Source organism: Lentzea alba, from assembly GCF_011067745.1.
Taxonomy (GTDB): domain Bacteria; phylum Actinomycetota; class Actinomycetes; order Mycobacteriales; family Pseudonocardiaceae; genus Lentzea; species Lentzea alba.
Genome location: NZ_JAAMPJ010000003.1, coordinates 703,938 through 712,496 on the forward strand (window position 1 = coordinate 703,938; position 8,559 = coordinate 712,496).

At 70.6% G+C, this 8,559-nt stretch carries 11 protein-coding genes; 7 read left to right on the forward strand and 4 right to left on the reverse strand.

Annotation, left to right across the window (positions count from 1 at the left end):
- Positions 1-15 precede the first annotated feature (15 nt).
- From G7043_RS15630 to G7043_RS15655, 6 genes are all read left to right on the forward strand, one after another.
- On the forward strand, positions 16-759 hold the full coding sequence (locus G7043_RS15630; protein WP_166046318.1) for an SDR family NAD(P)-dependent oxidoreductase: 744 nt from the start codon (positions 16-18) through the stop codon (positions 757-759).
- Positions 760-847: 88 nt separating this feature from the next.
- Positions 848-1,870: an LLM class flavin-dependent oxidoreductase gene (locus tag G7043_RS15635; protein WP_166046319.1), complete on the forward strand. Its 1,023-nt coding sequence runs from the start codon at positions 848-850 to the stop codon at positions 1,868-1,870.
- Between the two features lie 174 nt (positions 1,871-2,044).
- The gene (locus G7043_RS15640; protein ID WP_166046320.1) at positions 2,045-2,683 is read left to right on the forward strand and encodes a hypothetical protein; all 639 of its coding nucleotides are present in this window, start codon (positions 2,045-2,047) and stop codon (positions 2,681-2,683) included.
- Positions 2,670-3,089, forward strand: a complete 420-nt coding sequence (locus G7043_RS15645; RefSeq protein ID WP_166046321.1) for a phage holin family protein — start codon at positions 2,670-2,672, stop codon at positions 3,087-3,089. Before G7043_RS15640 ends, G7043_RS15645 begins: the two co-directional genes overlap by 14 nt.
- On the forward strand, positions 3,065-3,685 hold the full coding sequence (locus G7043_RS15650; protein ID WP_166046322.1) for a DUF3618 domain-containing protein: 621 nt from the start codon (positions 3,065-3,067) through the stop codon (positions 3,683-3,685). The genes G7043_RS15645 and G7043_RS15650 overlap by 25 nt, the downstream gene beginning before the upstream one ends.
- A gap of 134 nt (positions 3,686-3,819) precedes the next feature.
- On the forward strand, positions 3,820-4,128 hold the full coding sequence (locus G7043_RS15655) for a hypothetical protein (RefSeq protein ID WP_166046323.1): 309 nt from the start codon (positions 3,820-3,822) through the stop codon (positions 4,126-4,128).
- A gap of 1 nt (position 4,129) precedes the next feature.
- On the opposite strand, the gene G7043_RS15660 is transcribed toward G7043_RS15655, so the two are convergent.
- From G7043_RS15660 to G7043_RS15675, 4 genes are read right to left on the reverse strand one after another with little or no spacing between them, the layout of a single operon-like run.
- Positions 4,130-4,312 carry a hypothetical protein gene (locus G7043_RS15660; protein WP_166046324.1) on the reverse strand — a complete coding sequence of 61 codons (183 nt, stop codon included), beginning with the start codon at positions 4,310-4,312 and terminating at the stop codon, positions 4,130-4,132.
- Positions 4,309-4,626, reverse strand: a complete 318-nt coding sequence (locus G7043_RS15665) for a hypothetical protein (RefSeq protein ID WP_166046325.1) — start codon at positions 4,624-4,626, stop codon at positions 4,309-4,311. The genes G7043_RS15660 and G7043_RS15665 overlap by 4 nt, the downstream gene beginning before the upstream one ends.
- A 51-nt stretch (positions 4,627-4,677) precedes the next feature.
- The gene (locus G7043_RS15670; protein WP_166046326.1) at positions 4,678-6,663 is read right to left on the reverse strand and encodes a SpoIIE family protein phosphatase; all 1,986 of its coding nucleotides are present in this window, start codon (positions 6,661-6,663) and stop codon (positions 4,678-4,680) included.
- Positions 6,664-6,693: 30 nt separating this feature from the next.
- Complete coding sequence (locus G7043_RS15675; RefSeq protein WP_166046327.1) at positions 6,694-7,839, reverse strand: glycosyltransferase; 1,146 nt, start codon at positions 7,837-7,839, stop codon at positions 6,694-6,696.
- Between the two features lie 281 nt (positions 7,840-8,120).
- On the opposite strand from G7043_RS15675, the gene G7043_RS15680 reads away from it, so the two are divergent.
- Positions 8,121-8,435 (forward strand): STAS domain-containing protein, encoded by a 315-nt coding sequence (locus G7043_RS15680; RefSeq protein ID WP_166046328.1) that lies wholly within the window; start codon positions 8,121-8,123, stop codon positions 8,433-8,435.
- Positions 8,436-8,559 lie beyond the last annotated feature (124 nt).

The following is an 8,559-nucleotide window of genomic DNA, read 5'->3' on the forward strand; positions in this document are numbered from 1 at the left end:
TGGAGGTAGACGGACATGGGTCAGTTCGAAGGCAAGACGGCGGTCGTCACCGGCGGGAGCAGCGGCATCGGCCTGGCCACCGCCCGGCGGCTCGCGGCCGAGGGCGCGCACGTCTTCATCACCGGCAGGCGTCAGAGCGAGCTGGACGCGGCGGTCGAGAGCATCGGCGACGCCACGGCGGTGCGGGGTGACATCGCGGACCTCGTCGACCTGGACCGGCTCTACGACGCGGTTCGCGCCAGGGGCAAGGGCGTGGACGCGCTGTTCGCCAACGCGGCCGCCGCCGGGTTCGCCTCCCTGGAGCAGACCACGGAGGAGCACTTCGACCAGATCTTCGACGTCAACGTGCGCGGCACGCTGTTCACCGTGCAGAAGGCGCTGCCCCTGCTCAACGAGGGCTCCGCGGTGATCGTGAACCTCTCCGTGCGAGCCGACGACGGCGTGGCGGAGTTCGGCACGTACGCGGCGACCAAGGCGGCCTTGCGCTCCTACACCCGGACCTGGGCGAACGAGCTCAAGGACCGGGGGATCCGGGTCAACGCGATCTCGCCGGGCACGATCGACACGCCGGCGGTCGCGTCCCTGGTCGGCGAGGAGAAGGCCGAGGAGGTCAAGGCCGGCTTCGCGGCCAAGGTGCCGATCGGGCGGATGGGCACGTCGGAGGAGGTCGCCGCGGCCGTCGCCTTCCTCGCGTCGGACCAGAGCACCTTCATCCTGGGAGCGAACCTCCACGTGGACGGCGGCGAGAAGCAGTTCTGACGCGGGTGGAATGCCCGGTGGCGTCGCGGCGTTCCTGGTCTACGATAGGTTGAGACGTCAACTAACGGATGGAAGTGTTCCGCACGCGATGAAGAAGATCGGGTTTCTGTCGTTCGGGCACTGGTCGGACAGCCCGCACTCGCAGACGAGGACGGCGTCCGACACGTTGCTGCAGTCGATCGACCTGGCCGTCGCCGCGGAGGAGCTGGGTGCCGACGGCGCCTACTTCCGGGTGCACCACTTCGCCCAGCAGCTCGGCTCGCCGTTCCCGTTGCTGGCGGCGATCGGCGCGAAGACCGAGCGCATCGAGATCGGTACCGGTGTGATCGACATGCGGTACGAGAACCCGATGTACATGGTCGAGGACGCCGGGGCGGCGGACCTCATCGCCGGCGGCAGGCTGCAGCTCGGCATCTCCCGGGGATCGCCCGAGCAGGTCGTCGACGGGTGGCGGTACTTCGGCTACCAGCCCGCCGAGGGCGAGACCGAGGCCGACATGGCCCGCCGGCACGCCGAGGTGTTCCTGAAGCTGCTGGAGGGTGAGGGGTTCGCGCGGCCCAACCCGCGGCCGATGTTCCCGAACCCGCCGGGACTGCTGCGCCTGGAGCCGCACTCGCCGGGGCTGCGCGACCGCATCTGGTGGGGCGCAGGTTCCAACGGCACCGCGGTGTGGGCGGCCGAGCAGGGCATGAACCTGATGAGCTCGACCCTGAAGTTCGACGAGGGCGGTGCGCCGTTCCACGTCCAGCAGGCCGACCAGATCCGGGCGTTCCGCAAGGCCTGGACGGAGGCCGGGTGGCAGCGCGAGCCGCGGGTCTCGGTGTCGCGCAGCATCTTCGCGCTCACCACCGACCTCGACCACGCCTACTTCGGTGGTGAGGGCGAGAGCAGCGACCAGGTCGGCTTCATCGACGGGCCGAACAAGGCGATCTTCGGTCGTTCGTACGCCGCCGAGCCCGAGGTGCTGATCAAGCAGCTGGCCGAGGACGAGGCGATCGCCGAAGCCGACACGTTGCTGCTGACCGTGCCCAACCAGCTCGGCGCCGACTACAGCGCGCACGTCGTCGAGAACATCCTGGTGCACGTGGCGCCGGCACTCGGCTGGCGCTGACCTGGATACCGCAGCCGGCGGTGGCGTGGCGAAAGCCGTGCCACCGCCGGCTTTTTGACGACCATCGTCATGTTTGCGGAACTTTGTTGCGGTTACGGCGAAACGACCCGTTTGCGGTGACTTTCCCGGGGTAGCTCCTCAGCCAGGACACGCCGATGAGCTGAGGAGTCAGCCGTGACCGAGAACCAGATGGGTGGAGTGCGCACGGCGGCCCGGGACGAGGGTTTCGAGGTCGCACAGCACGCCAAGGACGCGGCCGGACAGGTGGGAAGCACCGTCCGGGACGAAGCCGCGCACGTGACGCGCGAAACCGCCGCACAGGCCCGCCACGTGGTCCGGGATGTGCGGGAACGTGTTGTGGCAGAAGCGGAAGAGCAAGCGACGCGGGTGTCGAAGCAGCTCGGCCGCATCGCCGACGAGCTGGGTGACATGGCCGGCAACGCACCGTCCAGCTCGATGTCGGCCGGGGCGATCCGGAGCGCCGCGGACACGAGCCGGCAGGCCGCGCGGTTCCTCGACGAACGAGGTGCGCAGGGGCTGCTCGACTCGGCGCGGGACTACGCCCGGCGCAAGCCCGGCACGTTCCTGCTGGGTGCCGCCGTGGCCGGATTCCTGGTCGGACGCATCGCGAAGAGTGCGACCGGTGGCGAGCAGAACCAGCCGCGGCAGAGTCAGCCGCAGAGTCAGCCGCAGGGTGGACTCGTGCCGGTGGCGGCCGAACGTTCTGACGTGACACCGGATTACGGCGCGCCGCTGCCGACGAGCACCGCGCCCGCCGTTCCTCCGGCGGGGGTGCCGCATGTCGAGCCCTGAGGCGCCAGGGGCGCGGGTGGACTCGGCTACCACCGAGTCGCTGGGCGATCTGCTCGGTGAGCTCAGCGGTGACCTGTCCAAGCTGATGCGGCAGGAACTGGAACTGGCCAAGGCCGAGTTCCGGCAGGAGGCCGTCAAGGCGGGCAAGGCGACCGGGATGCTCGCGGCCGCCGGGTTCGCCGGCTACCTGACCACCGTGCTGCTCAGCCTCGCGCTGATGTTCGCCCTCGGCGCGGTGATGCCGCTGGGCTGGGCCGCGCTGGTCGTCGCCGCGTTGTGGGGTGTCACCGGCCTGGTCCTCTACACGACCGGACGTGCCCGGCTGCGCACCGTCAACCCGAAACCCGAACGCACCGTCGAAACGCTGAAGGAGGACGCGGAATGGGCGAAACACCCGACCAAATAAGGCGTGACATCGAGGTGACCCGCGCCGAGCTGCGGGCCGACGCCAACCGCCTCGTCGACCACGCGAGCCCGCGCGGCATCGCCCGGCGGCGCGTTCGCGGCGTGCGGCAGGGGCTGGTCTCGATGAGGGAGAGAGTGATGGGCACCACCACGCAGGCCGCGTCGGCCGTGCGGGAACAGGGACAGGGCGCCGGGACCGTCGTCGCCGAACGCGCGGAACAGGCCGTGCAGGCGGTGCAGGACGCACCGCGGCAGGTCGCCCGGCAGACGCAGGGCAGTCCGCTCGCGGCCGGCCTGATCGCGTTCGGCAGCGGCCTGCTGCTCGCCGCGGTGCTGCCCCGCACCGACGCCGAACAGCAAGCGGTGCACCAACTCTCGGACAGCTTCAGCGACGTGGTCGAACCGGCCAAGGAAGCGATGGCCGAGTCGGCGCAGCACCTCAAGGAGGACGTGAAGTCCTCGGTGAGCGACGCCGCGGGGGAGGTGCGGCAGGTCGCCACGGACGCCGCGCAGACCACGGCCGAGCAAGCCAAGGACGCCGCGCAGGACGTCGGCGGACACGCCCGCGAATCGGGCCAGCGGGTGTCCGGTCAGTGAGGTGAACCAACGCAGAGCGCCGTGGTGGCAACACCACGGCGCTCTGCGTTTGTTTTCGAGGGGTTTGTTCGAGGGGTTGGTTTGAGCGGGCGGGAAGCGGGTAGCCGGGACCAGCGTCAAGCAGTCGGCGCCTTGTGTCCCGACTGTGCCCCAAGGCGGCGATCACCATGCACCACAACGCACTCGACCAGGCGATCTGCGAAGCTCTCGCTCTTCTCCGCACCACCGCCGGACCGGACCTCGCGGTGCAGGCCGAGCAGGCGCGCAAGTGCCTGGCGCAGGCGGTGATGGCGGACCCGGACGCTCCCCAGCAGGCGCTGGTGCACATCGCGGCCGCCGACGATCACCTCGAGTACGGCGAGCTGATGGAGGCGCGCACGCTGCTGACCGCCGCACGTGGCTTCCTGCCCGGCCGGCGGGCTGTGGTCGCCGCCCGCGCGTGACTCACGGGTCCATTCCGCCGTCGCCGCCCCGGCCCTCGGGCTCGGACTCGTCGTGACCTCGGTGCGGGCCGCCGGGATTCTCGTCGGCGACGGTGGGACGTGTGTGCTCGCCGCCGATGTCGGCGTCCTCCAGTTCGCTCTCGGCGGTCACCGCATCGGGTTCGGGCGCACGGCTGCTGGTCATCGCCACTCCTTCTGCCAGGCGTGGTGCGTGTCGTAGGCGGCGGCCAGCAACCGCAGCACCGACTCGTCACCGGTCTGTTCGACCTCGGTCCGCAGCGCGGCGACCTTCTCCCCGAACGGCACCGGCACCCGTTCCTCGGCCTCCTGCACCGGGCCGGGCAGCAGGAGCAGGCCCTCGCCGTCGTCCGAGCGCACGACGCGCAGCCTGCCGTCGACCTCCGCTTCGTCGAGCAGCGGCAGCTCGTCGTCCGCCAGGCGTTGTTCGTCCTCGTCGAGCCGGTCGAGGACGAACCGCCTCAGTTCGTCGGTGTTCATGACGCAGGGGTATCCGCTTCGCCGCCGGGTAGGCCTGTTTTCCCGGTGAGATCACGGCGTGCGACGGAGGTCCACGAGGTCGAGCACGTGCGCCGCCGGGCTGTCGTCCGGAGCGATCAGCGTCGGTCGCTGTTGGTGCGCGGAGAGCTGGTCGGTCACCTCGTACAGGATGCGCACGCCCGCGCTGGCCAGGTGGGTGACGCCGGAGAGGTCCACGGTCATCGGCGTGACGCCGCCGCGGGAAGCACTGAGCAGGTCCCGTTCGAACACGGCCGCGGTCACGGCGTCGATCGGCCCGGAAACCCGCACCAGCCGCATGTCGCCGTGGACGAGTGTTTCGGCGCGGTAGGGCGCGAACGCGCGGTCGTTCGCGGAGGCGGCGGTGCCGGAGTCGATCATCGTGGGCTGGTTGAGGTAGTGGCGCACGGTCACGGTGGTGCCGCGGGCGCCGACCGGGTTACCGCTCCGCTGCGGCGGGTGGGTGACGGTGAGCTCGTCGACGAGCTGTTCGCACAGCATGAGCCCGTGCCCTCGCTCGGACGAGGCGGGATCCGGTGCGCGCCACCGGCCTTCGTCGGTGATCCGCAGTTCGCAGATGCCGTCGGGGAGCAGTTCGGCGCTGATGTGCACGACGCCGGGGCCGGTGGGGTAGGCGTGTTCGACGGCGTTGGTGACGGCTTCGCCGACGGCGAGCTCCAGCACCTCGTGGTCCTGGTGGTCCGCGTTGAGCTCGGCCAGCCAGTTCCGGACCGCGTGCCGGGCCGCCGGCAGTTCGCCGAGCTCCGCCCACAGGCGCACCGACAGCGGTGGCACGGGTTCCGCGAGCCGCTGGACGGCGAGCGCGGTGACGTCGTCGTGGTAGCCCGTGCGGGTCAGCAGTTCCACGGTGAGCTCACAGACCCGCTCGGCCGCCGAGGTCGCGGCCCCTTTGGGGAGCACGTGGTTCATCGCCGCGTCGGACGCCACCGCGGCCAGCTCGGCCGTCCCTTCGGAGAGCGAGCGGTTCGGCCGTTCGACCAGTCCGCTGGAGTAGAGCAGGACGAGATCGTCGTGGCCGAGCTGACCGGTTCTGACGACCGGAGTGCGGCCCACGCCGAGTGGTCCGCTCGCGGCACCGTCCAGGTACACGGCCGTGCCGTTCGCGCGGACCACCAACGGTGCTGGATGGCCGCAACGGCTGTAGGAGAACTTGCCGGTCTGCGGGTCGAGGAGTACCAACGCGAGCGTGGCCGCGCGCAGGGCGCGTTCTCGGGCAGCGAAGGTGTTCACCTGCGCCAGCACGGCCGGCAGATCCGCCGTGGTGAACAGAAGATGCTTCAGCACGGCACGTAGTTGGCTCATGGCCGCGGACGCCGCGACACCGTGTCCGACGACGTCACCAACGACGAGCACGACACGGCCGTCGGGCCGGGCGATCGCGTCGAACCAGTCACCTCCCGCTGCCTGGTCGTCGGCGGCGACCAGGCAGCGCGCGGAGATCCTCGCCTGCGGCAGCACCGGCAACGACGTGGGCAGCAACGCCGCCCGCAGGTCCACGACGGTGTCGGACCGATAGCGCGCGTCGGCCGTCCGGGCTGCCTCGGCCTGCCGCCGCCGGACCCGGCCGGTGACGTCGAAGCCGCACGCCGTGACGCCCCGGACCGTGCCGTCGGGGTGAAAACTGGGCTCCAGCACGAAGTCGACGTACAACTCGCGCGGTTCGCCGTCGTCCTGGCGGTCGAGCTGCACCCGCCACTCGCTCGCGGTCTGCGCCTCGCCGGTCTGGTAGACCCGGTCGATCGCGGCGTGGATCCGTTGCGACTCGAACTCCGGCAGGACCTCGCGCGTGGTCATCCCGACGGGTTCGGAAACGCCCGCACACCTGCGGAACGACTCGTTCGCCATCACCAGCCGCTGGTCAGGACCTTCGCAGGCGACCAGCACCACCGACAACCCGTCGACACGATCACGCACGACCTCGGGGTCGCCGGTTCTCCGAAGACGCGCGTCGCCGCCCGGACCCGAGCTGGCACGGCCGCTCTGCGCGTTCGGCTTCATACCTGGTCAACGTACCCAGATCGGCCGGATTCATGCGGTTATGGAGGAGCCCTCTCGGCGCGCCGCGGCCAGATCCGCCCGCTCGTACACCGCCACCATCTCCGCGGCCAGGCGGGCGGTGGGATAGCGCGCCGCCATCCGGTCCCGCGCGGCCGAGCCGAACTCCTGCAACAGGGTCTCGTCACCGAGCGACCGCCGCAACGCCCGAGTCAGCGCTCGGACGTCATGTGGCGCAACGAGAAGGCCGGTGACGTCGTGCACCACGACGTCGGCCAGCGCTCCCACCGCGGTCGCCACGACGGGGACACCGCACGCCATCGCTTCGAGCGCCAGGATCCCGAACGGCTCGGCGTCCGGCGTGCACACCACGACATCCGCCGACCGCAGCAACGCCGGTCGCTTCAGGCGGGGCACCGCACCGGCGAACACGACCCGGTCCGCCAGCCCCCGCTCGCGCGCACGTCTCTGCCACCGGGTGCGAGCGTCCTCGCCGACCACCACGAGTTCGGTTTCGTCTAATGTGGACAGGGCGGTGATGAGCTCGCCAAAACCGTTGGCCGACTTGGGATCGTCCGCGGTGACGACGCGTTTGAACCGGCCGCGCGTGATGGCGGGACCGTCCGGGTGGAACAGCTCCAGGTCCACCCCGCAGGGCACCGTCGAGCTCCGCGTGCGCCGCACTCCGAGCGCCTGCAGCCGCGCGGCCTCGGCGGAGCTGGTCGCCACCGACCACGCGGCTTCGCGGGCGACGAGGGCCTCGGCGTCGGAGCGTTGTGGCGCGGTGTGCGTCCCGAGCCCGTGGGGTGAATGCACGACCGGTATCTGGAGGCGACGTGCACCGAGCACCGCCGCCAGCCCGGACGTCCAGTGGTGTGCGTGCACGACGTCCGGCGGCCGCAGCCGCCACTCGTCGGCGAGGAACCCGGCGAAGTCACCGAGGTGCGCCACCACCGCGTCTTCGGTCAGTTCCTCGGCCGGGCCCGCGCACACCCGCACCAGTTCGTACCCGTCGCCGGTGCGCACCCGCTCGGGCGACGACGGCTCCGCACGCCGGGTGTAGACGGTGACTTCGTGGCCCAGGGCGGTCATCGCCGCCGAAAGCTCGGCGACGTGCGCGCCTTGGCCGAGGTCTCGAGCAAGCGGACTCGCCTGCTCGGACACCATTGCGATCTTCATCCGCTCAGCTCCTCGGCTGACGGACGGACAGCACGAACCGCGTCCGCCAGCGTCGTGTGCACCGAGCTGGTCACTCAACCCGACAGACTGTTTCCGGTAATAACCTGACCGTATTGGGGAAAGCCGTCCTCCACAAGCGGTCGACAGACACGTTTGGCCCTGGCGGAACCGGGTACTCACCGCGAACACCGTGGCGGCAGCGCCATTTCCGGCAGGGAAGAGGCGTCGGCATGACCGAGCCGGCCGCGAGAACATCACCCGTCTCAGTGCGCACCACTCGCATGCACGATCAGGTACCCGTCACCGCCGTGCGCGGTGAGATCGACATGGGCACCGAACAGCTGATCCAGGACGCCGTCGGCGCGGAGCTCGCGGAGAGACCCGCCCTGCTCGTCCTCGACCTGACCGAGGTCGGCTACATGGGGTCGGTGGGGCTCAACCTGCTCGTCTGCAACCACGTCCGAGCACGTGACCAGGGCACCCGGCTCGCGGTGGTGGCAAGTGGCGGCTTCGTTCGCCGGGCGCTGGTGCTGAGCGGTGTCGACAACCTGCTGGAGCTGCACCACGACCTGGAGTCCGCGTTGCGGAGCGGCTAGGGCGTGTCCTGCGGATCTTTCTCATGATCGTGTGCAGATGATGATGTGTGGTCGGACGTGGTGAGCTGACGGACAAGGCCTGGGCTGCGATCGCGCCGTTGCTGCCCGCGCAGAACGGGCAGCG